21 protein-coding genes are annotated in these 24912 nt (G+C 64.8%); 13 read left to right on the forward strand and 8 right to left on the reverse strand.

All coding sequences use genetic code 11. The annotated features are described in order from the left end of the window. Nucleotides 1–11: 11 nt before the first annotated feature. The 3 genes from acnD to F2P44_RS04785 all read left to right on the forward strand — a co-directional run bounded on the left by acnD (nucleotide 12) and on the right by F2P44_RS04785 (nucleotide 7591). A complete protein-coding gene (gene acnD / locus F2P44_RS04775; protein ID WP_167085512.1) occupies nucleotides 12–2609 on the forward strand; it encodes a Fe/S-dependent 2-methylisocitrate dehydratase AcnD in 2598 nt (865 codons plus the stop codon). Then, entirely contained in the window at nucleotides 2609–3799 is a 1191-nt protein-coding gene (gene prpF / locus F2P44_RS04780) for a 2-methylaconitate cis-trans isomerase PrpF (protein ID WP_167085514.1), read from the forward strand. The genes acnD and prpF overlap by 1 nt, the downstream gene beginning before the upstream one ends. 177 nt (nucleotides 3800–3976) lie before the next feature. Next, nucleotides 3977–7591, forward strand: coding sequence for a bifunctional diguanylate cyclase/phosphodiesterase (locus F2P44_RS04785; protein WP_167085516.1), 3615 nt, complete (start codon nucleotides 3977–3979; stop codon nucleotides 7589–7591). Between the two features lie 309 nt (nucleotides 7592–7900). On the opposite strand, the gene xth is transcribed toward F2P44_RS04785, so the two are convergent. After that, nucleotides 7901–8671, reverse strand: a complete 771-nt coding sequence (gene xth / locus F2P44_RS04790) for an exodeoxyribonuclease III (RefSeq protein ID WP_167085518.1) — start codon at nucleotides 8669–8671, stop codon at nucleotides 7901–7903. Between the two features lie 475 nt (nucleotides 8672–9146). On the opposite strand from xth, the gene F2P44_RS04795 reads away from it, so the two are divergent. The 4 genes from F2P44_RS04795 to F2P44_RS04810 all read left to right on the forward strand — a co-directional run bounded on the left by F2P44_RS04795 (nucleotide 9147) and on the right by F2P44_RS04810 (nucleotide 10779). Then, on the forward strand, nucleotides 9147–9524 hold the full coding sequence (locus F2P44_RS04795) for a phiTE_015 family protein (protein ID WP_054267055.1): 378 nt from the start codon (nucleotides 9147–9149) through the stop codon (nucleotides 9522–9524). Next, nucleotides 9524–9712: a DUF1653 domain-containing protein gene (locus F2P44_RS04800; protein ID WP_167085519.1), complete on the forward strand. Its 189-nt coding sequence runs from the start codon at nucleotides 9524–9526 to the stop codon at nucleotides 9710–9712. The genes F2P44_RS04795 and F2P44_RS04800 overlap by 1 nt, the downstream gene beginning before the upstream one ends. 60 nt (nucleotides 9713–9772) lie before the next feature. Then, nucleotides 9773–10240: a CreA family protein gene (locus F2P44_RS04805; RefSeq protein ID WP_370662636.1), complete on the forward strand. Its 468-nt coding sequence runs from the start codon at nucleotides 9773–9775 to the stop codon at nucleotides 10238–10240. Nucleotides 10241–10326: 86 nt separating this feature from the next. Further along, nucleotides 10327–10779, forward strand: a complete 453-nt coding sequence (locus tag F2P44_RS04810) for a hypothetical protein (protein ID WP_167085523.1) — start codon at nucleotides 10327–10329, stop codon at nucleotides 10777–10779. Nucleotides 10780–10850: 71 nt separating this feature from the next. Here F2P44_RS04810 and F2P44_RS04815 read toward each other — a convergent pair whose 3' ends face one another. Further along, nucleotides 10851–12344, reverse strand: coding sequence for a leucyl aminopeptidase (locus F2P44_RS04815; RefSeq protein ID WP_167085525.1), 1494 nt, complete (start codon nucleotides 12342–12344; stop codon nucleotides 10851–10853). A gap of 59 nt (nucleotides 12345–12403) precedes the next feature. On the opposite strand from F2P44_RS04815, the gene lptF reads away from it, so the two are divergent. The 3 genes from lptF to F2P44_RS04830 are packed head-to-tail and all read left to right on the forward strand — an operon-like array spanning nucleotide 12404 to nucleotide 15092. After that, nucleotides 12404–13546, forward strand: coding sequence for an LPS export ABC transporter permease LptF (gene lptF, locus F2P44_RS04820; protein ID WP_167085526.1), 1143 nt, complete (start codon nucleotides 12404–12406; stop codon nucleotides 13544–13546). Next, complete coding sequence (lptG, locus tag F2P44_RS04825; RefSeq protein ID WP_167085528.1) at nucleotides 13543–14727, forward strand: LPS export ABC transporter permease LptG; 1185 nt, start codon at nucleotides 13543–13545, stop codon at nucleotides 14725–14727. Before lptF ends, lptG begins: the two co-directional genes overlap by 4 nt. Then, nucleotides 14727–15092 (forward strand): sirohydrochlorin chelatase, encoded by a 366-nt coding sequence (locus F2P44_RS04830; protein ID WP_167085530.1) that lies wholly within the window; start codon nucleotides 14727–14729, stop codon nucleotides 15090–15092. The genes lptG and F2P44_RS04830 overlap by 1 nt, the downstream gene beginning before the upstream one ends. A gap of 14 nt (nucleotides 15093–15106) precedes the next feature. Here the strand turns inward: F2P44_RS04830 and F2P44_RS04835 are convergent, their stop codons facing one another. From F2P44_RS04835 to F2P44_RS04855, 5 genes are all read right to left on the reverse strand, one after another. Then, on the reverse strand, nucleotides 15107–16126 hold the full coding sequence (locus tag F2P44_RS04835) for a LacI family DNA-binding transcriptional regulator (protein ID WP_229423379.1): 1020 nt from the start codon (nucleotides 16124–16126) through the stop codon (nucleotides 15107–15109). A gap of 317 nt (nucleotides 16127–16443) precedes the next feature. After that, nucleotides 16444–16761 (reverse strand): hypothetical protein, encoded by a 318-nt coding sequence (locus F2P44_RS04840; RefSeq protein ID WP_167085534.1) that lies wholly within the window; start codon nucleotides 16759–16761, stop codon nucleotides 16444–16446. A 68-nt stretch (nucleotides 16762–16829) separates the two neighbouring features. Continuing rightward, nucleotides 16830–17006 (reverse strand): hemin uptake protein HemP, encoded by a 177-nt coding sequence (gene hemP, locus F2P44_RS04845; RefSeq protein ID WP_099881501.1) that lies wholly within the window; start codon nucleotides 17004–17006, stop codon nucleotides 16830–16832. 33 nt (nucleotides 17007–17039) lie between these two features. Continuing rightward, nucleotides 17040–18098, reverse strand: a complete 1059-nt coding sequence (locus F2P44_RS04850) for an AraC family transcriptional regulator (protein WP_167085535.1) — start codon at nucleotides 18096–18098, stop codon at nucleotides 17040–17042. Continuing rightward, nucleotides 18095–19021 (reverse strand): GGDEF domain-containing protein, encoded by a 927-nt coding sequence (locus F2P44_RS04855; RefSeq protein WP_167085537.1) that lies wholly within the window; start codon nucleotides 19019–19021, stop codon nucleotides 18095–18097. The genes F2P44_RS04850 and F2P44_RS04855 overlap by 4 nt, the downstream gene beginning before the upstream one ends. Nucleotides 19022–19304: 283 nt before the next feature. Here F2P44_RS04855 and F2P44_RS04860 point away from each other — a divergent pair, with 283 nt between their 5' ends. From F2P44_RS04860 to F2P44_RS04870, 3 genes are all read left to right on the forward strand, one after another. Then, nucleotides 19305–21881: a TonB-dependent receptor gene (locus F2P44_RS04860; RefSeq protein ID WP_167085539.1), complete on the forward strand. Its 2577-nt coding sequence runs from the start codon at nucleotides 19305–19307 to the stop codon at nucleotides 21879–21881. A 7-nt stretch (nucleotides 21882–21888) separates the two neighbouring features. Next, nucleotides 21889–23460, forward strand: coding sequence for a phytase (locus tag F2P44_RS04865; protein ID WP_229423380.1), 1572 nt, complete (start codon nucleotides 21889–21891; stop codon nucleotides 23458–23460). A gap of 217 nt (nucleotides 23461–23677) precedes the next feature. Continuing rightward, nucleotides 23678–24124 (forward strand): hypothetical protein, encoded by a 447-nt coding sequence (locus F2P44_RS04870; protein WP_167085543.1) that lies wholly within the window; start codon nucleotides 23678–23680, stop codon nucleotides 24122–24124. Here F2P44_RS04870 and cobA read toward each other — a convergent pair. Continuing rightward, nucleotides 24113–24883 (reverse strand): uroporphyrinogen-III C-methyltransferase, encoded by a 771-nt coding sequence (gene cobA / locus F2P44_RS04875; protein WP_167085545.1) that lies wholly within the window; start codon nucleotides 24881–24883, stop codon nucleotides 24113–24115. The two genes, F2P44_RS04870 and cobA, sit on opposite strands and share 12 nt — an antisense overlap. Nucleotides 24884–24912 lie beyond the last annotated feature (29 nt).

The raw sequence follows: 24912 nt of genomic DNA on the forward strand, positions 1-24912 counted from the left end.
AAGGAGCCGACATGAACACGAATCACCGCAAGAACCTGCCGGGGACCGCACTCGATCACTTCGACGCGCGCGCCGCAGTCGACGCCATCGAGCCTGGCGCCTACGACAAGCTGCCGTACACCTCGCGCGTGCTGGCTGAAAACCTGGTGCGCCGTTGCGACCCTGCTACGCTGGATGCCTCGCTGGGCCAACTGATCGGCCGCAAGCGCGACCTCGACTTCCCATGGTTTCCGGCGCGCGTGGTCTGCCACGACATCCTCGGCCAGACCGCGCTGGTCGACCTGGCCGGCCTGCGCGACGCCATTGCCCTGCAGGGCGGCGACCCGGCGCTGGTCAACCCGGTGGTGCCGACCCAGCTCGTGGTCGACCATTCGCTGGCAGTCGAATGCGGTGGTTTCGATCCCGACGCCTTCAACAAGAACCGCGCCATCGAGGATCGCCGCAACGAAGACCGTTTCGACTTCATCAACTGGACCAAGAAGGCGTTCAAGAACGTCGACGTGATCCCGCCGGGTAACGGCATCCTGCACCAGATCAATCTGGAGCGCATGTCGCCGGTGATCCAGGTGCAGGGCGGCGTGGCCTTTCCGGACACCCTGGTCGGCACCGACTCGCACACCCCGATGGTCGACGCGCTCGGCGTGATCGCGATCGGTGTCGGCGGCCTGGAAGCCGAAAGCGTGATGCTGGGCCGCGCCTCGTGGATGCGCCTTCCCGACATCATCGGCGTCGAACTGACCGGCAAACCGCAGCCGGGCATCACCGCCACCGACACCGTGCTGGCGCTGACCGAATTCCTGCGCAAGCAGAAGGTCGTGTCGTCCTATCTGGAGTTTTACGGCGAAGGCGCCGCCCACCTGACCCTGGGCGACCGCGCGACGATCTCCAACATGGCGCCGGAATACGGCTCCACCGCCGCGATGTTCTATATCGACGAGCAGACCATCAAGTACCTCAAGCTGACCGGCCGCGACGACGAACTGGTCAAGCTGGTCGAGCTGTATGCGAAGCACACCGGCTTGTGGGGCGATACGCTCAAGAACGCCGAGTACGAGCGCGTGCTGCGCTTCGACCTGTCATCGGTGGTGCGCACCATCGCCGGCCCGTCCAATCCGCACAACCGCGTGCCGACCTCGGAACTGGCCGCGCGCGGCATCAGCGGCGTGGTCGAAAACGAGCCCGGCCTGATGCCCGACGGCGCCGTCATCATCGCGGCCATTACCAGCTGCACCAACACCAACAACCCGCGCAACATGATCGCCGCCGGCCTGCTGGCGCGTAACGCCAACCAGCTTGGCCTGACGCGCAAGCCCTGGGTCAAAAGCTCGCTGGCGCCAGGCTCCAAAGCCGTCACCTTGTACCTGGAAGACGCCGGCCTGATGCCGGAACTGGAAGCGCTCGGCTTCGGTGTCGTCGCCTACGCCTGCACCACCTGCAACGGCATGTCCGGCGCGCTCGATCCCGTGATTCAGAAGGAAGTGGTGGAGCGCGACCTGTACGCGACCGCCGTCCTGTCGGGCAACCGCAACTTCGACGGCCGCATCCACCCGTACGCGAAACAGGCATTCCTGGCGTCGCCGCCGCTGGTGGTGGCCTACGCGATCGCCGGCACGATCCGCTTCGACATCGAGAAGGACGTGCTGGGCATCGGCGCCGACGGCAAGCCGGTCACGCTCAAGGATATCTGGCCGAGCGACGAGGAGATCGACGCACTGGTGGCGTCGAGCGTCAAGCCGGCGCACTTCCACAAGGTCTACATTCCGATGTTCGCCAAGCAGGAAGACGACGGCGTCAAGGTCAGCCCGCTGTACGACTGGCGTCCGAATACCACCTACATCCGCCGTCCGCCGTACTGGGAAGGCGCGCTGGCCGGTGCACGCACGCTGGCGGGCATGCGTCCGCTCGCGGTCCTGGGCGACAACATCACCACCGACCACCTGTCGCCGTCGAACGCGATCATGCTCGATTCGGCAGCCGGCGAATACCTGGCGAAAATGGGCCTGCCGGAGGAAGACTTCAATTCCTACGCCACCCACCGCGGCGACCACCTGACCGCGCAGCGCGCCACCTTCGCCAATCCGACCCTGAAAAACGAGATGGTCGTGGTCGACGGCAAGGTCAAGGCGGGCTCGCTGGCGCGCATCGAACCGGAGGGCACGGTCACCCGCATGTGGGAAGCGATCCAGACCTACATGGAGCGCAAGCAGCCGCTGATCATCATCGCTGGCGCCGACTACGGCCAGGGCTCCTCGCGCGACTGGGCCGCCAAGGGCGTGCGCCTGGCCGGCGTGGAAGCCATCGTGGCCGAAGGCTTCGAGCGCATCCACCGCACCAACCTGGTGGGCATGGGCGTGCTGCCGCTGGAGTTCGAACCTGGCGTGAACCGCATCACCCTGGCGATCGACGGCAGCGAAACCTTCAGCGTGGTGGGCGAACGCACCCCGCGCGCCAGGCTTACGCTGGTGATCACGCACGTGTCCGGCGACACGGTCGAAGTGCCGGTCATCTGCCGTCTGGACACCGCCGAAGAAGTGGCGATCTACGAAGCCGGCGGCGTGCTGCAGCGCTTCGCCCAGGACTTCCTCGAATCGACCGTAAAGGCGGCATGATGGCGCACCTACCTCAAATCCGGATTCCCGCCACGTATATGCGCGGCGGCACCAGCAAGGGCGTGTTCTTCCGCCTGCAAGACCTGCCCGAATCGGCGCAGGTGGCGGGCGCCGCGCGCGACGCGCTGCTGCTGCGCGTGATCGGCAGCCCCGACCCCTACGGCAAGCAGATCGACGGCATGGGCGGCGCCACCTCGAGCACCAGCAAGACGGTGATCCTGTCGAAAAGCGGCAAACCCGATCACGACGTCGACTACCTGTTCGGCCAGGTCGCCATCGACAAGGCCTTTGTCGACTGGAGCGGCAACTGCGGCAACCTGTCGGCCGCGGTGGGCTCGTTCGCCATCAGTGCGGGGCTGGTGGGCGCCGCCCGCGTTCCGCACGATGGCGTGGCCGTGGTGCGTATCTGGCAAGCCAACATCGGCAAGACCATCATCGCGCACGTGCCGGTCAGCGGCGGCGCGGTGCAGGAAACCGGCGCCTTCGAACTCGATGGCGTGACCTTTCCGGCGGCCGAAGTGCAGCTCGAATTCATGAACCCGGCGGCGGACGAAGAGGGCGCCGGCGGCGCCATGTTCCCGACCGGGCAGGTGGTCGACGATCTCGACGTGCCGGGTCTCGGCACGCTCCAGGTCACCATGATCAATGCCGGCATCCCGACCATCTTTGTCAATGCCAAGGCGATCGGCTACACCGGCACCGAGCTGCAGGACGTGGTCAACGGCGACCCGCAAGCGCTGGCCATGTTCGAAGCGATCCGCGCGCATGGCGCCGTGCGTATGGGCCTCATCAAGCATGTGGACGAAGCGGCCACGCGCCAGCACACGCCCAAGGTGGCCTTCGTGGCGGCACCTGCGGACTACGTCTCCTCGAGCGGCAAGCAGGTCGCGGCGGCCGATATCGACCTGCTGGTGCGCGCCATGTCGATGGGGAAGCTGCACCACGCGATGATGGGCACCGCCGCCGTGGCCATCGGCACCGCAGCGGCCATTCCCGGCACCCTGGTCAGCCTGGCGGCCGGCGGCGGCGAGCGCACGGCGGTGCGCTTCGGCCATCCGTCCGGCACCCTGCGCGTGGGTGCCGAAGCGACCCAGGTCGACGGCGACTGGCGCGTCGCCAGGGCCATCATGAGCCGCAGCGCGCGCGTGCTGATGGAAGGCTGGGTGCGCGTGCCCGGCGACGCCTTCTGACGCCTTCCAGGGCCTTCCACGGCCCGCGATGACGATCTGTCAAGGCCCGCCATGCATGCTGCGTGGCGGGCCTGTCCGTTTTTTGGCGTTTGCGCCTGTATCCGGCCCAATTGTGGTTTATGATCGGCTGTCCGCTGCCCGCCACGGAGGCGCCGGATTGATGCCGTAGTGGGGGACATGGATCGCGTATTCACCAAACCTGATTTCGTCGCTGAAGCGCTGCAGCTGATCGCGTCGCCCGCCTGTGCCTGCGACGCGCATGGCATCGTCTCCGCCTGCAACGCCGCCTTGTGCGGCCTGCTCGGCATCGATCCGTCGGGCCAGTCCCTGGTCGGTCTTTTCGCCCCCGCCATGCGCGAGGACGCCGCGCTGCGCATGCGCGGCGCTGCCGACCAGCTGTGGGAAAGCGCGCTGCACGCCGGCGGCAACGATATCGCGGTCCAGGTGCTGGCCAAGGCGCTGGCGGCCGGCGGCGCCACCTTCGTGTTCACCGATATCCGCCGCTTCGACCGCGACCAGGCCGCGCTGCGCACCACGCTGCTCGAACAGAAGGCGATTCTCGAGAACGCCGCCGTCGGCATCATCCTCAGCAAGAACCGGGTGATCTGCGAATGCAATATCCGCGCCGCCGAAATCTTCGGCTACACCGCCGATGACCTGATCGGCGCGGCCAGCGTCACCGTTTTCCCCAGCGCGCGCAGCTACGAGCAAATGAGCAGCGAGGCCGGTCCCCGGCTCGCCGCCGGCGGCTCCTACGCCGGCGAAGTGCGCCTGCGCCGCAAGGACGGCGTGCTGCTCTGGTGCCGCCTGTACGGGCGCGCGGTCGACCCGCGCGACGAGTCGCACGGCACCATCTGGATCGTCGAAGACATCGACGAACTGCACCAGAACGAAACGCGCCTGCGCCGCGCCCTGCTCGAAATGCAGGCGATCATGGACAACGCCCCGCTGGGCATCGCCTTCCAGCGCGACAACCGCATCCTGCGCTACAACCAGCAGTTCGGCCGCTACTTCGGCTTTGCCGGCGAGACGGGGCTCGGCCACGGTGCCGCCGAACTGTTCGTCTCCGCGGCCGGCCACGAGGCCATGCAGCGCGAGGCGCAGCCGCTGCTGCGCGCCGGCCGCCCCTACCAGTCCGACATCGAGATGCTGCGCCAGGACGGCAGCACCTTCTGGGCGCACGCCTACATCTACGCCATCAACGCCGGGCGCGGCAAGCAGGACACCATCTGGATCGTGGACGACCGCAGCGCGCAAAAGGCGGCCGAGGAAGCGACCCGCCAGGTGCTGCTGGAGCAGAAGGCGATTCTGGACAATGCCTCGGTCGGCATCCTGTTCAGCCGCAACGGCATCATGTTGTCCTGTAACCCGCGCATGGCCGACATGTTCGGCTACGCGCGCGACGAAATGATCGGGCGCCCGGCGGTGGACGTGTTCCCGTCGCCCGAAGCGTACGCACAGTTCGGGCGCGAAGCCGGGCCGCTGCTCGGCAACGGGCTGCCGTTCGAGAAGACCGAATACCAGTTCCGCCAGCGCGACGGCACCCTGTTCTGGTGCCGCGTGCGCGCGCAGACGGTCGACGCCGAACGGCGCGAAGAAGGGACCATCTGGATTCTCGAAGACGTGACCGAAGCGCGCCAGACCCTGGTCGAGGTGCAGGCCATCATGACCAACGCCTCGGTCAGCATCCTGTTCACCAAGAACCGCATCATCACACGCTACAACCGCGGCTTTGCCGACATGTTCGGCTACACCGGCAACGAGGGCCTCGGCCTGCCTGGCCGCGCGCTGTACCCCAGCGACGAAGCGTATGCCGCCATCGGCGCGGCGGCCGGGCCGCTGCTCTCGGTGGGCAAGCCGTTTCATACCGAAGTCGAGATGGCGCGCAAGGACGGCAGCATCCTGTGGGCGCAGCTGATCGCCTATGTCGTCAATCCGGCCGAACCGGGGCAGGGCACGATCTGGATCATCGAAGACCGCACCGACGCCAAGCGCGCCGAGGAATCGTTGCGCAACGCGCTGCTGGAAAACCAGGCCATTCTCGACAGCGCGGTGCTCGGCATCGCGGTGGTCGAACACGGCATGAACCTGCGCTGCAACGCCAAAATGGAAGAACTGTTCGGCTATAGTCCGGGCGAAGTGGCGGGGCTCTCGGTGCGCGAGCTGTACCCCGACTGCGCCAGTTGGGAGCTGGCCCGTGGCGAGACCGCGCGCGACTTTCGCGAGGGGCGGGTCCACATGGCCGAGTACCGGCTGGTGCGCAAGGATGGCAGCACGTTCTGGGCGCGCCTGTCGGGGCGTCCGTTCGACCTGGCGCATGCGAGCGGACGCTCGGTGTGGCTGGTCGACGACGTGACCGCGCGGCGCGAGGCCGGCGAAGCGGTGCTGCGCGCGCGCGACGAACTGGAAGTGCGGGTGCTGGAGCGTACCGCCGAACTGGCTGGCGCCAATGCCCTGCTGCAGGGCGAGATCGTCGAACGGCGCCAGGCCGAGGCGAGGGTCAACCACATGGCCTATCACGACAGCCTGACCGGCCTGCCCAACCGCGCCTTGCTGTCGGACCGGCTGGACCATGCGATGCTGGGCGTGAACCGCTCCGGCGGCAAGCTGGCCGTCATGTTCATCGACCTGGACCGCTTCAAGACCATCAACGATTCGCTGGGCCACCTGATGGGCGACCGCCTGCTCAAGGAAGTGGCCGGGCGCCTGTGCAATGCGGTGCGCGGCAGCGACACCGTGGCGCGCCTCGGCGGCGACGAATTCGTGGTGCTGGTGCCGGGCATCGACAGCCAGGCCGAAAGCACCCAGGTGGCCGAGAAGATCATCGCCGTGCTGGCGCTGCCGTTTCCGTTCGACGGACGCCTGCTGCACATCACGCCATCGATCGGCATCTGCATGTATCCCGACGATGGCGACGACGTCGCAACCCTGATGCGGCATGCCGATGCGGCCATGTATCACGCCAAGGCCAATGGCCGCAACAACTACCAGTACTTCACCGAGCGCATGAACCTCGCGGCGGCGCAGCACTTCGAGCTTGAAAGTGCGCTGCGCGGCGCGCTGGCGCAGGAAGAATTCGAGTTGTTCTACCAGCCGATTATCGATATCGGCACGCGCCGCGTGCACACCATGGAAGTGCTGCTGCGCTGGCGCCGTCCGGGGCACGGCCTGGTGCTGCCGGACCACTTCATCCCCATCATCGAAGAAAATGGCCTGATCGTACCGATTGGCGAATGGGTGATGCGGCGCGCGTGCCAGCAAAGCATGGCGTGGCAGCGGCAGGGGATGGCGGCGGTGCCGCTGGCGGTCAATTTGTCGCCGCGCCAGTTCATGCACCGGGGGCTGATCGAGTCGATCCGGCGCGTGCTCGACGAAACCGGGATCGATCCGGCGCTGATCGAATTCGAAATCACCGAAACGGCGCTGATGCAGCATGGCGAACAGACGCTGGAGATTCTGGGGCAGATCAACGCCATGGGTATCCGCCTGTCGATCGACGATTTCGGCACCGGCTATTCGAGCCTGGCCTACCTGAAGCGCTTTCCGGTCAAGAAGATCAAGATCGACCGTGCCTTCATCAAGGATCTGGAGGAAAGTGCTGAAGACCGCGCGATTGTCGCGGCCATCATGGCGCTGTCGAACAGCCTGCAGCTATCGGTGGTAGCGGAAGGTGTCGAAACGGAAGCCCAGTACGCCCTGCTGAGCGCCCATGGCTGCCAGTACGCCCAGGGCTACCTGTTCGCCCAACCCAGCGCCGCCGAACAAGCCCGCACCCACCTCACCCGTAACTAGTCCTACGACACGGTTCGGACTTTGGATGCAACTGCCCTCGTCGACTCCTACAACCGGGGTCTGACCTCTGATTAGAAATATTTTCGTTTCACCAAGGGAAAGCCGGGGCGGCGAACAATACGGCTGGCGCTCCCCGGGCGAAACATCGCTGAGCGCCAGGGAAAACTTGCAGGACCTGCTGTTTGGGTTTTTTTGCAACAAAAAAGTTGCGAGTCAGAGGTCAGACCCCGGTTGTGAGAGGTCAGACCCCGGTTGTGAAAAAAGTTGCGAGTCAGAGGTCAGACCCCGGTTGTGCGCTTGCCTTGCCGATCAGCCGAGCGTGGCGATGACGGGGGCGTGGTCGGATGGCTGTTCCCATTTGCGGGGCACGCGGTCGATCGCGCACGCGGTGCAGCGCTTGGCCAAGGCGTCAGACAGCAAGATGTGGTCGATCCGCAGACCTTTGTTTTTTTGGTAACCGAGCTGCCGGTAATCCCACCAGCTGAACGATTTGTCGGCTTGCTCGAACAAACGGAACGCGTCGGTCAGTCCCAAGTCCACCAGCGCCGTCAGCGCCGCCCGCTCCTTGTCCGAACACAGCACCTGGCCCGCCCAGGCGGCCGGGTCGTGCACGTCGCGGTCTTCCGGCGCGATGTTGTAGTCGCCCAGGATGGCCAGGCCGCCGCCGGCGTGCGCGCGCATTTCATCGGCCAGCCAATCGCGCAGCGAGGCCAGCCATGCCAGCTTGTACGCATATTTGTCGGTATCGACCGCCTGCCCATTGGGCACGTAGGCGCAGATAAAGCGGACCCCGCCGATTGTCGCCGCCAGTATCCGCTGCTGCTCGTCGGGAAACAGAGGGTTGTTGCGTACGACATCAGTCAACGGTAGTTTCGACAAGATCGCCACGCCGTTATAGGTTTTCTGCCCGCTGAAGGCTACTTCGTACCCGGCTGCATTAATTTCGGAAATTGGGAACTTATCGTCCGTCAGTTTTGTCTCTTGTAGGCAAAGTACGTCGACTGGATTTGCTTCAAGCCATTGCAGTAGGTGAGCAAGTCGTACTTTGAGGGAATTAACATTCCAGGTAGCTATTTTCATGGGAGTTCTCGCAAGGCCGTTGACGCTAAAAACACGCAGTATCGCGGTAAATGTGCCGTTCATGCAAGAACATGCGCTCAGTTGCCCAAAACGGCCGTTCATGCAGCTAGCATACGCTTGTGTTATCAACACTTTTATCGAAAAAATACCGTGGAGATGTTAAACTTTGTTGTCCCCGAGATTTAACCACTCGCAAGATGTAATTAGATGTAACAACAGGAAGACAAAACAACGATTTTGGTCTATTGTTACTCACGGGGAATAAAAAATTGCATTCTTATAACGCACGGAGTAATATGTAGTTTATCGGGGCGGTGGTGGTGAGAACCAACGGTCCGAATCCGTTACGTGAAGAGTTACACGCCCTTAATGTTTGTGGCGGTTTCAATGACACAAACGGCAAGGTGGTACTAGTTAAAACAATTGTGTTTTGATTAGTGGAGAAATGCGAAGACAGCATTTGTAAAGGATTAAAATGCGAAGTGCATTTGAAGCATGGGCGCAGCGCGATGGTCATATCGTTCGACGCCGCGAAGATAAGCCCGATGAGTATCTCGTGTTTGAAACACAACGTCGCTGGGTAATCTGGCAAGCGGCGCTGGCGCACGGCAAAACTGCCGCGGCGACAGCGAAATATTCGGCGCAAAAAGCCGCCTCGAAAGAGTCGGCCGAACCGGTACGCGCAAGCGCACCAGCGTCGGATGAAACCGCAGTGCGCAACCGGGTTCTGAATGAAGTCCTCGACGCTTTTAGCGACCTCGACGATACCGCTGGTATCGAAGGTGTCCTCAAGGTGATCCAGGGCTTGAAGAAGAAGCAGAAAGCTCTGGCTGAAGACAAGACAGAGAGTTGATGCAATTCCGGCACTACAAGGGTGGCCTGTACGACTTAGTGTGCGTGGCCACTCTTGAATCGGATCTCTCCGAGATGATCGTGTATCGCGCAGCGGACGGTTCTATATGGACGCGGCCGAAAGACGTGTTTTTCCAGCTGGTCGATGTCGACGGCATCCTTGTGCCGCGCTTTGCGCCGGTTTCCTAGTCTTGCCCGACACCGCGGCAGCTACCCCCAGCACCCACCTCCAGGAATAAAACTATGCGAATGATCCGACTCGCACTCAGTCTCGCGCTGTCCGCTGTCGCCGCCGGCGCCGCTGCGGAAACCGTGGGCTCGGTCGATACCGCTTTCAAGCTGATTGGCCCTGACCACAAGGTCGTGGTCGAAGTGTTCGACGACCCGGCAGTCGGCGGCGTGAGCTGCTACCTGTCGCGCGCCAAGACCGGCGGCATCAAGGGTGCCGTGGGCCTGGCCGAAGACAAGGCCGAATCGTCGGTGGCGTGCCGCCAGGTCGGCCCCATCACGTTCAACGGCAAGATCCCGCGCCAGGATGAAGTTTTCAGCGAGCGCGCTTCGATCTTTTTCAAGCACGTGCGCGTGGTGCGCATGGTCGACGCCAAGCGTAATGCGCTGGTCTATCTTGTGTATTCGGACCGCCTGATCGATGGCAGCCCGAAAAACAGCGTGACCGCTGTCCCGGTGCCGGCCAACCAGCCGATTCCGGTCAAATAGCATTCATCGGGTAGTATTCAATTTAGTATTCAGGAACCCTGGGCAGCTGCCGTAAACAGGGTGAAGACCTATTTTGGATGGAGATGATGGCGACTTTTTTACGGACAGGCGCGCTGGCGCTGCTGGCCGCCCTTGGCGGCTGCGCGACGATCAGCGAATCGAACCAGCAGACACTGATGGTGCGCACCATCGCCGACAACCGCGAAATCGGCGGTGCCGGCTGCGTGCTGACCAACGACAAGGGCCGCTGGTTCGTCACCTCGCCCGGCCACGTGACCGTGCAAAAGAGCGCGGGTAACCTGTTCGTCGATTGTAAAAAGGATGGCGCGAGCGCCGGCCAGGATGTGGTCGCGTCCAGGGCCAATGCCAGCGCCACCGTGGGCAATGCGGTGCTGACCGCGGGCCTCGGTTATCTGCTCGACAAACGCACCGGCGCCGGTTTCGATTATCCCGAGACGCTGACGGTGCTGATGCGCCGCACCGGCGCGCGCGATTATCAGAACGACCCGCCGGAGACAGCCGGCAGCGCGCTGCACTAGAGCGCGATCAAAAAAAATGCGGCCCGCGAGGCCGCTTTTTTCATCCTTCGATGTTGCGCTTACACGCGCGCTTAAACCCGATTAATCAGGAAGGTCGACAGCAGCGGTACCGGACGGCCGGTGGCGCCCTTTGCGCCGCCCGATTTCCATGCCGTGCCGGCGATGTCCAGGTGGGCCCAGGTGTATTTGCGCGTGAAGTTCTCCAGGAAGCAGGCCGCCGTCACGCTGGCGCCGCCCGGCGTGCCGATGTTGGCCAGGTCCGCGAAGTTGGACTTGAGCTGCTCGTTGTAGATGTCTTCGATCGGCAGGCGCCATGCGGTGTCGCTCGCTGCCTTGCCGGCGGCCAGCAGTTCGCCCGCCAGCTTCTCGTGCGCGTCGTCGGAGCGCGTGAACAGGCCCGTATTGTGATGGCCCAGTGCCACCACGCAGGCACCGGTCAGGGTCGCGATGTCGATCACGGCGGCCGGGTTGAAACGCTCGCAGTAGGTCAGCGCATCGCACAGCACCAGGCGGCCTTCGGCGTCGGTATTGAGCACTTCGATGGTCAGGCCGTTCATCGACGTGACGATATCGCCCGGCTTGGTGGCACGGCCCGACGGCATGTTCTCGCACGCGGCGATCACGCCGATCACGTTCAGTTTCAGGCCCATTTCGCCGATCGCGCGGAAGGTACCCAGCACCGACGCGGCGCCGCACATGTCGTACTTCATTTCATCCATGCCGGGACCGGCCTTGATCGAAATGCCGCCCGTGTCGAAGGTGATGCCCTTGCCGACCAATACCACCGGCGCATCCTTGGCCTTGCCGCCCATGTGCTTGAGGACGATGAACTTGGGGGCTTCTTCGCTGCCGTTGGTGACCGACAGGAAGCTGCCCATTTTCAGCGCTTCGAGCTGCTTGCGGTCCAGGACTTCGACGTCGAACTTGTAGTCCTTGGCCAGCTTGCGCGCCGTGTTGGCCAGGTAGGTCGGGGTGCAGACGTTGGCCGACAGGTTGCCCAGTTGCTTGGTCAGGTCCATGCCGTTGGCGATGGCAATCGCCTGCGCCAGTGCGGTCTTGACGTCGGACGTGGCGTCGGCGGCCAGGGTGATCTTGCGCACGCCGGCTGGGGCGGGGTCCTTCTTGCTTTTCTGGCCGTCGGTGCGGAAAACGCTCTCGTGGGCGGCGCAGACGATGGTGCGCACGGCCCAGGAAACGTCGCGCTCTTTCACATCCGTCATGGGTAGTGCGATAATGGCGTCCGCGGCGCCGAGCGAGGCGAAAGCCTTGAGCGTCGCGTTCACTGCGGAAGTGAAGCTTTTTTCGCTGACCGTCTCGTCGTTGCCCAGTCCGACCAGCAGTACGCGCGCCGCGCCGGTGCCGGAAATGCCACGCAACAGCAGGGTCGAACCAGCCTTGCCGGTAATGTCGCCGGACTTGAGCGCAGCCGTGATTTCACCACCCTGGTCGAGGGCTTTTGCAGCCTGCGACAGTTTTTTGTTTTCGAATACCGCAACCGCGACGCATCCGGTTTTGGCCGACGTGATGGTGTTCTTTGTGTCGAATGCTTTTATGCTAAAGTCCATTTGAATCTCCGTTTCGTGTTTGTGACGCGCACTGCCTAACCTGTGATTATAACTTTCGAATGATCTTTCAACGCGCCCTGCAACGTGAATTAGCCAGTTCGGCCGGGACGACTTTCACGGTGCTGTTTTCCATCGTCGCCACGTGGACCCTGATCGCCATCCTCGGCAAGGCCGCAGGCGGAAAGGTGGCGTCGAGCGACGTGCTGGCATTGATCGCCTTCGCAACACTGAATTATCTGCCAACTATCCTGACTCTCACCAGCTTTATTTCGGTACTGGCGGTGGTCACGCGCAGCTACCGCGATTCCGAAATGGTGGTCTGGTTCGCATCGGGCCTGTCGCTCACGCGCTGGATCCGTCCCATCCTCACCTTCGGCATTCCCATGATGATCCTGACCGGCGCCCTGAGCCTGTTCGTGACACCCTGGGCCAAGATGAAAAGCACCGAATTCGTCCAGCGTTTCGAAAAGCGCGAAGACCTGAAAAAAGTCTCGCCCGGCCAGTTCAAGGAATCGGCGTCCAGCAACCGCGTGTTTTTCGTCGAAGGCGTCACCGGCGAATCGACCGTGGTGCAGAATGTGTTCGTCAACACCATCGAGAAGAACATCAACTCCGTCATCGTCGCCAAGGAAGGCGTGATCGAGTCCGACGGCAAGGGCGGCCAGTTCCTGGTGCTCAAGAACGGACGGCGCTACCAGGGGGTGCCGGGACAGGCCGATTTTCAATCGATGGAGTTCGGCCGCTACAGCATGCGCGTGGCGGCCAAGAGCGCGGCGATGGGGGGCGATGTCTCGTCCGACGCCATGTCCACCAGCGAGCTGCTGGCCACGCCCAACCGCTTTACCCAGTCCGAACTGCTGTACCGCATCGCCGCGCCGATCACCTGCCTGCTCCTGATCCTGCTGGCCATTCCGCTCGGCTTCGTCAATCCGCGCGCCGGCAGCGCGGCCAACCTGATCATCGCGCTGCTGATCTTCTTCACCTACATTAACCTGACCAAGCTGGCCGAAGCCAATGTCCGCCAGGGCAAGTCCGATTTCTACATGGCCTGGTGGCCGCTGCACCTGGTGGTGGCGGTTCTCACCGTCGGCATGTTCGCCTGGCGCCTGAACGTCAACCATCGCTATCACCCGCTGGTGCTGTGGGCTGCGCTCAAGCGCGGCGGCATCGGGCGCTGCGCGCCGAAGGGAGGCGCAAAATGAAAATCCTTCAACGCTATTTCGCGGTCTCGATCGCGCAGGCCGTCGCCTTCGTGCTGGTCGCCTTCCTGGCGCTGAGCGCCTTCATGGACCTGACCGGCGAACTGCCGTCGGTGGGTAAGGAAGGCTATGCGATCCAGCACGCCTTTTTATACGTGCTGCTGCGCGTGCCCTTCCACGTGTACGAGGTGATGCCGGTGGCGACCCTGATCGGCACCATCTACACGATGGCGCAGTTCGCGTCGAGCTCCGAGTTCACCATCATGCGGGCGTCGAGCATGTCGACCCAGATGGCGGCGTGGATGCTGTTCAAGATCGGCATCGTGTTCGTCCTCATCACCTTTGTGTTCGGCGAACTGATTGCGCCGCGCACCGCGCCGCTGGCGGAAAAGCTCAAGCTCAGCGCGCGCGGCGCCACCGTGTCGCAGGAATTCCGTTCCGGGATGTGGACCAAGGATATCGTGCGCACCGAGGGCACCAAGGGCAGCGTCACCGGCTCGCGCTTTTTCAACGTGCGCCAGTTCCGCACCGACGGCCAGATGCTCGATGTGCGGCTGTACGAGTTCGATACCAACTTCCGCATGCGCTCCCTGATCACCGCCGCGCGCGCCGTCTTCACCGGCAACAGCACCTGGCGCCTGGAAGACGTGACGGAAACGCGCTTCGCCAATACGCGCGAGTTGCCCCCGCCGGGCGGCAAACCCGCCGCCGGCGCCAGCGCGCAAAGCATGTTCGGCCAGGAGACCAGCGTGGTCACCACCCGCAAGCTGCCCAGCTTGGACCTGGTGTCCGAGATCACGCCGAAGATCATTTCGGTCTCGGCCTCGGACCCGGTGCGCATGTCGGCCACCGAACTGGCCATCTACACGCGCCACCTGTCCGAAAACAAGCAGGAGACCGAGCGTTTCAAGATCGCGTTCTGGAAAAAGCTGTTCGATCCGCTGGCCATTTTCGTGCTGATGGCGCTGGCGCTGCCGTTCGCCTACCTGCACACCCGCAGCGGCGGCGTGAGTCTCAAGATTTTCGTTGGCATCATGATCGGGGTCGGCTTCATTTTGATCAATAACCTGTTCGCCAGCGTCGGCCGGCTCAGTGCCATGCCGGCCATCCTGGTGGCGATCGCCCCGAGCTTGCTGTTCCTGCTATTGGCCCTTGCGGCGCTATGGTGGGTGGAAAGACACTGATGACCCGCGCCCTGATCCTGTTTGCCCACGGCGCCCGCGCCGCCACCTGGGCGGCGCCCTTCGAGCGCTTGCGCGAACTGACCCAGGCGCGCGTACCAAGCGTAGCGGTGTCGCTGGCCTTCCTCGAACTGATGGAGCCGCGCCTGCCCGAGCGCGTGGCCGAACTGGCCGCGCAGGGCGTCACGGCGGTGACGGTGGTGCCGGTATTCCTGGGGCAGGGCGGGCATTTGCTGCGCGACCTGCCGCTGATCGTCGCGCAGTTGCGCCTCGATCATCCGGGCCTGGACATCACGGTGTCGGGCGCGGTCGGGGAAGATGCGAGCGTGCTGGCTGCGATGACCGATTTCTGCGTGGCGCAGCTGTAAGCTTTAACCCGGCGTCAGCGCACCCGGCGCGTGGTTTCGCGCACCACCAGTTCGAGCGGCGGAATCTGCGCCATGACCGGTTCGCCGTTGATCAGTGCCAGCAGGGCATTGGTGGCGATGCGGCCCATGTCGTACAAAGGCTGGCGGATCGTGGTCAGCGGCGGCGTGGTGTACGAGGACCCCGGCAAATCATCGAAGCCGACCAGCGAAATGTCGTCCGGTACCCGGATCCCCTTGCGGTACAGGCACAATCTCACCCCATACGCACTCAGGTCATTGGCCGCAAACACCGCCGTGAACTGCTGGTTGGTCTCGAACAGATGGTTCACCGCCAGCAGGCCGCCGGATTCGTGGAAGTCGCCGCCGACCACCAGGTTGGCGTCGTACTCGATATCGGATTCCTTCAGCGCGCGCTTGTAGCCGATCAGGCGTTCGTCGGCATCGCGGTGGTGCGACGGCCCGGTGACGAAGGCGATGCGCCGGTGTCCCAGTTCGACCAGGTGGCGCACCGCCATGAAGGCGCCGTTTTCATTATCGAGCTTGAACCCGAGCGCGCTTTTGGTGCGCAGTTCGCGCCCGGTGGAGACGATCGGGCGCTGGTTCGCAAACTGCAAAATGGTGTCGTCGCCCAGGTGGCCGGACAGCAGGATGATGCCGTCGACCTTGCGCGCGAGCAGAAGGCGGATACGTTCCGTTTCTTCGACCGCGTTCCAGTGGCCGCTCACGATCACCGATGCGTAGCCGGTGCCCTTCAAGCCATCGTCGACGCCACGCAGGGTCTCGTCGAAAAACGGGCTCGAAATATCCTGCACCACGATCCCGATGGTCATTGAGCGCCCCTTCTTGAGGCCCTGTGCCATCTGGTTCGGCGCAAAGTGCATCTTTTCGATCGCGGCCATGACAGCGGCGCGCTTGTCGTCCGAAACTTTGGCGGTGCCGTTGAGGATGCGCGATACGGTACTGGGCGAGACGCCGGCGTGACGCGCGACGTCGATCAGGGTGGAAGGGGGGGCAGCGTTGTCGTGGTCTGTCAAGGGATGGGTCCTGGTAGGGGGCGGGACGGCTGTCACCGCGAGATTACCATAACTGGAACGACCCACGAAATAAACAGCCGCCCAGAGTGTACACAGCTTGGGCGGCTTTGAAAACGTTTTCATGCATGGTGGCTGAATTGGCGGCGATGGCCATGCGGCGCGCCAGGAAATTCGCTACATTGCGGCGCGCCGGTGGCGCTGCCCGCCACCTTTCGTAGTCGGGGGACGCTCGCGCGAACGTACCGGTCCGACCGGACGGCGACCCTGGCCGATGCCGCGCGCATCCGCGGCTTTGCCGGCCTGGTCGCCGCGTGGGACTATTGGCGCGTGCCGCCCACGAAGCGCTTGAACAGGGTCGGGCGCGACGGGCGCGGGAGCGCCTGGTCGACCACGGCGGCCCACTGCTCCGACAATTGCTGGCAGGTCGCGCGCAGCACCGGATTGAGGTCGCCATGGCTGGCCAGCGCCTTGAGATGGCGCTCGATCACGGACGCCAGCTTCAGGCACGGCCCGGCCTGGGACGCATTGGCGCTGTAGTGGGACATCAGGTGCAGCGCGGCGGACACGAGCAGTTCGGGCTGGGGCGGCGCGCTGGCCGATGCGGTAAATGCGGGACCTGCCATGTCGATAGCCATTGCGTTGCTCCTGTCAAAAGGGGGGGCTGGCTTGCGCGTGCAACGCTGGCTGGCTGGGGGTTGGTGGTTCAGGCGGTCAGGATCAGCTTGTTGAGCCGGGTGACCCGCAATTCATAGATCTTGCCGTCGTGTTCAATCTGGATCGACTTGCCCTGGCGCAGTAGTTCCTGGCTGTTGACGCGCAGCGGAAGCGCAGGTGCGACAGGCGCCGGGATCGCGCGCACGGGTTGTTGGGTGGTATTCATCGCTGCCTTTCAGTGAATGAGAACAATTCTCATTTAGATTATGGCCGATGTATCTCCCGATTGCAAGCGGTAAGCGTCCAGGCTTTGCCGCAACAGCATGGGCGTCATGCCGGTCCAGCGTTTGAAGGAGCGGCGGAAGTTGTTGGCGTCGTGAAAACCCAAGTGGCGCGCGACCGCATCGTTGTCGTGCCGCCCGCCGTGGAACAGGTGCAGGGCGACGTGCGCGCGCACCTGGTCGAGTTCGGCCTGGAAGTGGCTGCCGTGGCGCGCCAGGTGGCGTTTCAGGGTGGCCGGACTGACGCCGAACTGGAGCGCGCACTGTTCCAGCGTGGGCGCGCTGCGGATGTGCTCCAGCAGGTAATCGTAGAGGGCGCACAGCAGGCTGCGCTGGCTGGCGCCGGCGTGCGCCGCATCGACGCTGCGTAGCGCCACCGCCGCCGCCATCGCATTCGCGCGCGGCCAGGGGCGGTCGAGCCAGGCCGCGTCGATCAGCATGGCGTCGAGATGGCAGTGAAAGCGCAGCTGCCCGCCCAGGTGCACCTCGTGCTGCTCGGTATAGCGCGGCGGCGTGCGGTTGAAGCAGTAGCGCCACGGCAGGCGCGCGCCGCCCAGCCAGCGGCACATCGCCGACATGGCCGTCATGTGCAGCTCGACCAAAAATGCGCGCTGCTGGCCGGCGCCGAAACTGTCGCTCCAGTACAGCACACCGAGCCCGCCTTCCTCGCGAAAGCGCGGCGCCAGCAAGGGGCATAGCTGCATCTGGAAGCGCACCAGCAGCGCGATCGCTTCGCGCAGGCTGTGCGCGTGCGTCAGCGCGTGGCTGAGCGCGCCGAAGTGCCCGGGCAGCATCTGCTGGCCCAGCATGAAGCTCGTTTCCGGGCTTTTCAGACTGGTGGCGACGTTGGCCAGCAATTGCAGGTATTCGGTGGGGCTGATGGCGTGCTGCGCATCGGGTGCCTGCACGTCGTCCATGCCGGTGCCGGCCAGGATCGCGCGCGGCGCCAGCTCGCGGCTGCGCGCGTAGTCGAGCACCAGCGCGGGCTGGTGCTGCGCCACGATGCAGGCGTCGCCCGCTTGCAGGAAGCGGCTCACGCGGGCGCGGCGAAGCTGCTGGCATCCTCCGCGGCGGACGCCGGCTGAGGCATGCGCCGTTCCAGCGCGCGGTTGATTTCCTTGAGCAGCTGGCGCGGCTCGATGTCGACATGGCGCAGCGCGTAGCGCACCGTCACTTGCAGCGCCTCGCCGCCGCCGTGGGTGTGATGGCGCAGCGTCGCCACGGCGCGCCGCAACTGCTCGGCCAGCGTGCGCGCGGTATCGGCATCGGTTGCCGGCAGCAGGATCGCGAAGCGGTCGCCCGCATAGCGGCACAGCAGGTCGGTGCGGCGCAGGTTCAGCAGAAGGGTGTGGGTGACGGCTTGCAGCAGGCGGTCGCCTTCGCGCTGGCCGTGGGCGCGGTTAATCAGGTGGAAGCTGTCGATATCGACCATCAGCAGGCAGCAATCGGGGCCGGTGCCGCGTTCGTGCTCGATGCGCAGCTGGGCGCGCAGGTAGTCGGCATCGCCCACTTGAGTAAGGGGGTCGAACGAGCGGTGATCGCGGAACAGGCGCTCGCGCTTGTGCAGGTGCTCGTTGAGCATGAACTGTTCGCGGCGCCAGTCGAGCAGGCCGCAGGTGAGGGCGGCCATGCCGGCCAGGGTCAGGCCGCTCTCGATCACGTGGTTCCACAGCTGGCCTTTGGGCACGCTGAAAAACTCGTCGAGGCAGTCGGCGCAGGCGCCCAGCATCAGGCCCGCCAGGCCGGCTGCCAGCAGCGCCGTCACGCGTCCGGGCGGGCGGCTGCTCAGGACCAGCACGAACCACACGCCGGCCATGAGGGCGATGCTCGCCTCGCTGGCGATATCGATCCACTTCCAGTCGGCGGGCGGTTTGGGCACCCCGGCGAACGCATACAGGAAGCAGCAGGCGACAAGGGCCAGCAGGGCCAGGATGAGCGGAGAGCGGTGTGAGTGGAGCATGGGTGAAAGGCCAACGCCTTGCATGAGGGTGATACGTTCCGATACTAGCCCGCGCGCGTGACAGGACGATGACAGGCGGGGGTGCAAACAGCGCAGCGGCGCCAGTCCGATCGGCTCACCGGGCGCACCACGCCGGGCGGCGGCCCGCAAACGCCCGGGTCATTTCAGCGCATATGCGGTGCTAAAAGGCCGTAGCGCCGGTGGCGGCGGGCGCCGTGTCACGAGATGGACATATTCGGCCTCTAGACTTCGCCCTGTTTCTCACCCATCCAACGGCCACACTATGAATAGCGACATACAACAACGGCGTCAGCGCGGGGTAGCGGGCAGGCTTGCGCGGCGGTCACTGATTGCCTTCGGCATCCTGCAACTGTGCGGCGGCATCGCGCACGGCGCCGACAGCGCCGCCGGCAGCAGCGAGGCCAGCGCCATCGCGTTTGACACCGTCGTCATCGCCGGCCAGCGTTCCAGCATGAAGCGCGCGCTGGCGGCCCAGCAGAAGGCCGACAATATCGTCAGCATCGTCAGCAGCGATGATATCGGCGGCCTACCCGACAAGAACGCGGCCGAGGCGCTGGCCCGCCTGCCCGGCGTGGCGGTGCAGCGCGACCAGGGCGAAGGGCGCTACATCGTGGTGCGCGGCATGGGGCCCGATTACAACGCCGTCACCATCAACGGCGCCTCGGTGCCATCGCCGGAAGCGGGCCGCCGCGCGGTCGCACTCGACGTGCTGCCGGCCGGCCTGATTCGCTCGCTGGAGGTGAGCAAAACCCTGATGCCGGAGCAGGATGCCAACTCGCTGGGCGGCTCGGTCGACGTCAAGTCGCTGTCGGCCTTCGACTTGCCCGGCACGGCACTGTCGTTCCAGGCAGGAGCGAGCCGCGACCAGAACACCGGCAAGACCAGCCCGAACGCCGGCGCCTTGTGGGCCGACCGTTTCCTGGACGGGAAGCTGGGCGTGGCCGCCGGCATCAGCGGCGAGCGCCGCAAGTTCGGTTCCGATAACGTGGAAACGGGTGGTGCCTGGAACAAGGGCAAGCTGTCCGGCCTCGAACTGCGCGACTACTTGCCCGAGCGCGAACGCAATGCGCTGGCGCTGAACGTCGATTACCGCCCGCAGGCCGGCCAGTCGCTCTATCTGCACACGTTTCTCAGCCGCTTTTCGGACGAGGAAGTGCGTGACCGCCTGTCGGTCAGTAACATCGCCGGCGGCGCCGCGTCCCCCGACAGCGCATTCACCGCGCGCGCCGAACGCCGCCTGCGCCAGCGCAAATACACGCAGCAGATCAGTTCCGCCGTCGTCGGCGGCGAACTTCGCGTCGGCGACTGGAAGCTGGCCGCATCGGGCGGCGCCAGCCGCGCCACCGAAGACACGCCGGAAAGCATCAACGATGGCCGCTTTCGCGCCAGCGCCAACGTGGCCGGCCTGCGCTTTGCCGGCAGCGGGGTGCCACGCCTGGCAGGACCCGCCAGCCTGGCCGACCCGGCCAGCTACAACCTGCAGGGCATCACCCTGCAGGCGCGCGACAGCACGGACGCCGAGCGCCACCTCAAGCTGGACCTGGGCCGCCGCCTGGCGCTGGGCGAATTTGCGGCCGACATCAAGGGCGGCCTCAAGGCCAGCCGCCGCACCAAGGAGAACGACACCGAGCAGTGGGGCTACACCAGCAACCAGGCGGGCAGCGGCAATTACTGGGGCGCGGGCAGCGTGTCGATGAGCGGCTTCACGCAAGGTGCGCTGGACTACCCGTTCGCCAATCTCGGGCCGGGCCTCGATCCGGCGCTGATCCGCTCGCGCGTGGCGGGGCTGGACCGGGCCGGCGCGCGGCTGGTGGCGGAATCGAGCCTGAACGACTTTTCGATGGACGAAGACATCGACAGCGCCTACGTGCAGGCCGGCGCCGACGTCGGCAACTGGCGCCTGCTGGCCGGCGTGCGCCACGAGCGCACCAGCTTCGCGGCGCGCGGCCAGCAGGTGTCGGGCACGGGTTTGCAGGCAGTCTCGCGCACCAACGCTTACGCGAACTGGCTGCCCAACCTGCAGGCGCGCTTCGATATCGACAAAGATACCAGCGTGCGCGCCGCCTGGACCAACGCCGTCGTGCGTGCGAACTTCAGCCAGCTGGCGCCCGGCATCAGCCTGGCCAGCAATACCGAAGCGGTGAGCGGCAACCCGGACCTCAAACCCCTGAAAGCGGCGAATGTCGATCTTGGCATCGAACGCATGCTGGGCGCCGACGGTGCGCTGTCGGCCTATCTGTACTCGAAGGACATCAAGAACTTCACCTACACCACCGACCTCGCCGGCAGCGGGGCCTGGGCCGGCTATACCACCGCCACCAGCTACGCCAACGGCGACAAGGCGCGGGTGAACGGGATCGAACTGTCGTACTCGCAGTCGCTGCGCATGCTGCCGGCGCCGTGGAATGGCTTGCTGGTCGGCGCCAATGCCAGTGTTAACGATGCCAAGGCCACCATCGGCCGCTTCGACAAGGCCAGCGGCGGCCAGCTGACGCGCCAGATCCGCCTGCCGGGGCAGTCGAAGCAGATCGTCAATCTGATGCTCGGTTACGAAAGCGGCCCTGTGAGCACGCGCCTGGCGCTTAATCACAAGTCGGCTTATCTGCTCGAAGTCGGCGCCGACCTGCTCGATGCGTCGCAGGACCGCTATGTCGACGCCCAGCACCAGGTGGATTTTTCGCTCGGCTACCAGATCAACAAGCGTGTGCAGCTGGTCTTCGAGGGCATCAACCTGAATAATGAAACTTATTATGTGTACCAGGGCACGAAGCCGTATAACGTCCAGTATGAACAGTACGGACGCACGTTCAAATTGAGCCTGAAAGCGAATTTTTTCTGATATGACCATGCAAAAACACCTTACCCGCGCAGCCGCCTGGCTATGCATCCTCGCCAGCACGGCGGCCCAGTCGGCGGACCGCATCGCGCTTGATGGTGGCGGCTGGCTTGCGCTCGACAAGCACGCCTTGCAGCTGACCGACGCCGCCGGCAAGGAGCTGGCGCGCCTGCCCATGCGCGCCAGGCAGCTCGACGCCCGCACCACCAGCGGCAGCGGCATCGCCGTGGTGCTCGACGCGGACACCCAGCACGCTCTGCCGATCCGCGTCGATATCCAACGCGCTGAACTGACGCGCCTTGCGCCCCTGCCGCAACAACCGTTCGGGGTCGAAGGACTGTGCCTGTTCCGCGACCAGCAGGGACTCGACTTCCTGTTCGTCGCCGCCAGGGATGGTCAGGCCGAGCAATGGCTGATGCACGGCGCCACCCCGCAACTGGTGGGCAAACTGAGCATGCCGTTCGACGCCGGCCAGTGCAGGGTCGACGACGCCCGGCACACGCTGTATGCGAACGAGGAGGGCATCGGCACCTGGGCCTATGAAGCCAACAGCGAGGCGATGCCGGCGCGCCGGCTGCTCAAGGCCGGTGCGCGCCTGCCTGCGGGGGCGGCGGCTTCTCCGGCGGTGGTGGTCGAGCCGCGCGCCCAGACGATGCCGGTGGCGCGCCTGGGCGACGTGGCGGACGATCCGGCGATCTGGGTCCATCCGGGGGATGCGACGCGCTCGCGCGTGCTGGGCACGAACAAGAAGCAGGGCTTGATGGTGTACGACTTGCAGGGAAGGCAGCAGCAGTTTCTCGACGTGGGCCGCCTGAACAACGTCGACCTGCGCCAGGGCGTGAACATGGACGGCAAGGTGCTCGACCTGGCCGTGGCCAGCCAGCGCGACGACAACAGCGTGGTGCTGTTCGGTGTCGACGCCGACGGCAAGGTGGCCGAGCTGGCGCGCTTTGCGACCGGCTTTTCCGAGGTGTATGGCATCTGCCTGTTCCAGCCGCGCAGTGGTGGGCTGGACGTGATCGTCAACGACAAGGGCGGGGCGTTCCGCCAGTTCCGCATTGCGAGCAGTGGCGGCCGGTGGAGCGGCAAGCTGGCGCGCGAGTTCAAGGTGGACAGCCAGCCGGAAGGCTGCGTTGCCGACGACCGCAACGAGCGCCTGTTCATCGGCGAGGAAAAGCGTGGCGTGTGGACCCTGGCGGCGCGCGCCGATCAGCCGGCGGCGCGCAAGATGGTGCTCGCCGTGGGGCGTGACCTGCACGCCGATGTGGAGGGCATGGCGCTCTACGAAGGCGCAAAGGGCGCTTATCTGATCGTGTCGAGCCAGGGCGACAGCAGTTATGTCGTGCTCGACGCGGCGGCGCCGTACAAGGTGCGCGGGCGCTTCAAGGTGGGCTTCAACGTGGCAGAAGGGATCGATGGCACCTCCGACACCGACGGGCTGGATGTGACGTCGAAGAACCTGGGTGGTCCTTATGCGCAGGGCATGCTGGTGATTCAGGATGGGTATAAGCGCATGCCGGATGGGCCGCAAAACTTCAAGTACGTGAGTTGGGAGGATGTGGCGAAGGCGTTGAAACTCTAGATTTCGCCGAAGTCCGTCGTTCCCGCGCAGGCGGGAACGACGGGGTAGCTGGCGGAAACGACGGGGTAGCTGGCGGGAACGACGAGCTTGGAGCTGGTGGCTGACAAATCTACCGTTGGTTTGTTCTGGATCAGTTCCTGGCGTGTGCAGGGGTTTGACTGAGGCGGCATTTGCGCTCAAAATTTCTTGATTCTCTCTTCTTTCTCAGGTGCCTATCATGCTCAGTGCCACACTGAAACTGCTGCTCCGCGAAGTTTCCCAGATCGCCAGGCGCGGCCGCAATTCGCTACTCTCCCTGGCCCAGGAACGCCGCACAGCGCTGCGTCTGGACCGCCTGGCCGACCGCCTCGCGGGAATGGGAGTCAAAATCGACATCCTGCGCAAGCGCATGAACGAGGGCCGGCTCGACGAACCGCTCGACGCCGACGCCAGCCTGCGCGAAGCGCTGCGGGGACTCAAGGAAGATATCCGCACGGTGCGCTGCCAGCTGTCCGCCCTGAGCGGGCCGCGCAGCTCACCACGCTTGCAGCGCGCGTTCGCGCGCCTGGCGGCCATCGCGGAAAAAACCTACGCGGCCGCCGATAAACTTCAATGGGAAATCGAAGCGCATGACCAGATGGGCAACGCGCAACAGGCGTCGGCCGGTACGCGCTTAAGCGCTTAACTGCGCGCCGTCTGGCAGCGCCTCGCTGCCTTGCCCGGTATCGATGGGCTGGCTGTCGCGCAGCCTCATGGCCTCGCCCAGCATCACCAGCACCGGGCCATGCGCCGGTCCGAGGCCGTGCGCCAGGGTCGCCAGGGTCAGGCGCATGATGCGCTGCTCCGGACGACTGCAATTCTCGATCACTACCACCGGCGTCTCCGGCCGGCGGCCCTGGTCCAGCAGGCGCCGGGCCGTCACGATCGCCTCGCGCCCACCCATGTACTGCACCAGTGTGTCGGAATCGGGAACCACCGTCATGTCGCCATGCTCGGGCGCGGTGCTGGACGTGAAAAACGCCACGCTGCGCGCCACGCCACGCTTGGTCAGTGGCTGTTTGGTCGCCGCTGCTGCCGCCACCGCAGTGGTAATGCCAGGCACCACGTCGACCTCGATGCCGGCTTCTTCCAGCGCGCGCAGTTCTTCATCGGCGCGTCCGAACAGCATCGGATCGCCGCCTTTCAGGCGCACCACCAGCGCGTATTTGTGCGCGCTGTCGACCAGCTGCTTGTTGATGAAGGCTTGCGCCGTCGACAATTGGCCGCAGCGTTTGCCGACCGCGATCTTCACCGCCTGCGGACACAGTGCCAGCATCTCGTCGGTTACCAAGGCATCGTGCAGCACCACGTCGGCCTGCGCCAACAGGCGCGCGCCGCGCAGGGTGATGAGATCCTGGGCGCCGGGGCCGGCGCCGATCAGATAGACTTTTCCGAGTGCTGACATACTGTGTTCCTTTTGCTGGCGTTGATGAC

The sequence above is a fragment of the Massilia frigida genome, assembly GCF_011682175.1.
In the GTDB taxonomy this organism is placed as follows: Bacteria; Pseudomonadota; Gammaproteobacteria; order Burkholderiales; family Burkholderiaceae_D; genus Telluria_A; species Telluria_A frigida.

What these genes read in the sequence shown, in the direction of transcription:
- acnD (WP_167085512.1), top strand. Translation starts at nt 12, where the DNA reads ATGAACACGAATCACCGCAAGAACCTGCCGGGGACCGCACTCGATCAC.
- prpF (WP_167085514.1), top strand. Translation starts at nt 2,609, where the DNA reads ATGGCGCACCTACCTCAAATCCGGATTCCCGCCACGTATATGCGCGGC.
- F2P44_RS04785 (WP_167085516.1), top strand. Translation starts at nt 3,977, where the DNA reads ATGGATCGCGTATTCACCAAACCTGATTTCGTCGCTGAAGCGCTGCAG.
- xth (WP_167085518.1), bottom strand. Translation starts at nt 8,671, where the DNA reads ATGAAAATAGCTACCTGGAATGTTAATTCCCTCAAAGTACGACTTGCT.
- F2P44_RS04795 (WP_054267055.1), top strand. Translation starts at nt 9,147, where the DNA reads ATGCGAAGTGCATTTGAAGCATGGGCGCAGCGCGATGGTCATATCGTT.
- F2P44_RS04800 (WP_167085519.1), top strand. Translation starts at nt 9,524, where the DNA reads ATGCAATTCCGGCACTACAAGGGTGGCCTGTACGACTTAGTGTGCGTG.
- F2P44_RS04805 (WP_370662636.1), top strand. Translation starts at nt 9,773, where the DNA reads ATGATCCGACTCGCACTCAGTCTCGCGCTGTCCGCTGTCGCCGCCGGC.
- F2P44_RS04810 (WP_167085523.1), top strand. Translation starts at nt 10,327, where the DNA reads ATGGCGACTTTTTTACGGACAGGCGCGCTGGCGCTGCTGGCCGCCCTT.
- F2P44_RS04815 (WP_167085525.1), bottom strand. Translation starts at nt 12,344, where the DNA reads ATGGACTTTAGCATAAAAGCATTCGACACAAAGAACACCATCACGTCG.
- lptF (WP_167085526.1), top strand. Translation starts at nt 12,404, where the DNA reads ATGATCTTTCAACGCGCCCTGCAACGTGAATTAGCCAGTTCGGCCGGG.
- lptG (WP_167085528.1), top strand. Translation starts at nt 13,543, where the DNA reads ATGAAAATCCTTCAACGCTATTTCGCGGTCTCGATCGCGCAGGCCGTC.
- F2P44_RS04830 (WP_167085530.1), top strand. Translation starts at nt 14,727, where the DNA reads ATGACCCGCGCCCTGATCCTGTTTGCCCACGGCGCCCGCGCCGCCACC.
- F2P44_RS04840 (WP_167085534.1), bottom strand. Translation starts at nt 16,761, where the DNA reads ATGGCTATCGACATGGCAGGTCCCGCATTTACCGCATCGGCCAGCGCG.
- hemP (WP_099881501.1), bottom strand. Translation starts at nt 17,006, where the DNA reads ATGAATACCACCCAACAACCCGTGCGCGCGATCCCGGCGCCTGTCGCA.
- F2P44_RS04855 (WP_167085537.1), bottom strand. Translation starts at nt 19,021, where the DNA reads ATGCTCCACTCACACCGCTCTCCGCTCATCCTGGCCCTGCTGGCCCTT.
- F2P44_RS04860 (WP_167085539.1), top strand. Translation starts at nt 19,305, where the DNA reads ATGAATAGCGACATACAACAACGGCGTCAGCGCGGGGTAGCGGGCAGG.
- F2P44_RS04865 (WP_229423380.1), top strand. Translation starts at nt 21,889, where the DNA reads ATGCAAAAACACCTTACCCGCGCAGCCGCCTGGCTATGCATCCTCGCC.
- F2P44_RS04870 (WP_167085543.1), top strand. Translation starts at nt 23,678, where the DNA reads ATGCTCAGTGCCACACTGAAACTGCTGCTCCGCGAAGTTTCCCAGATC.
- cobA (WP_167085545.1), bottom strand. Translation starts at nt 24,883, where the DNA reads ATGTCAGCACTCGGAAAAGTCTATCTGATCGGCGCCGGCCCCGGCGCC.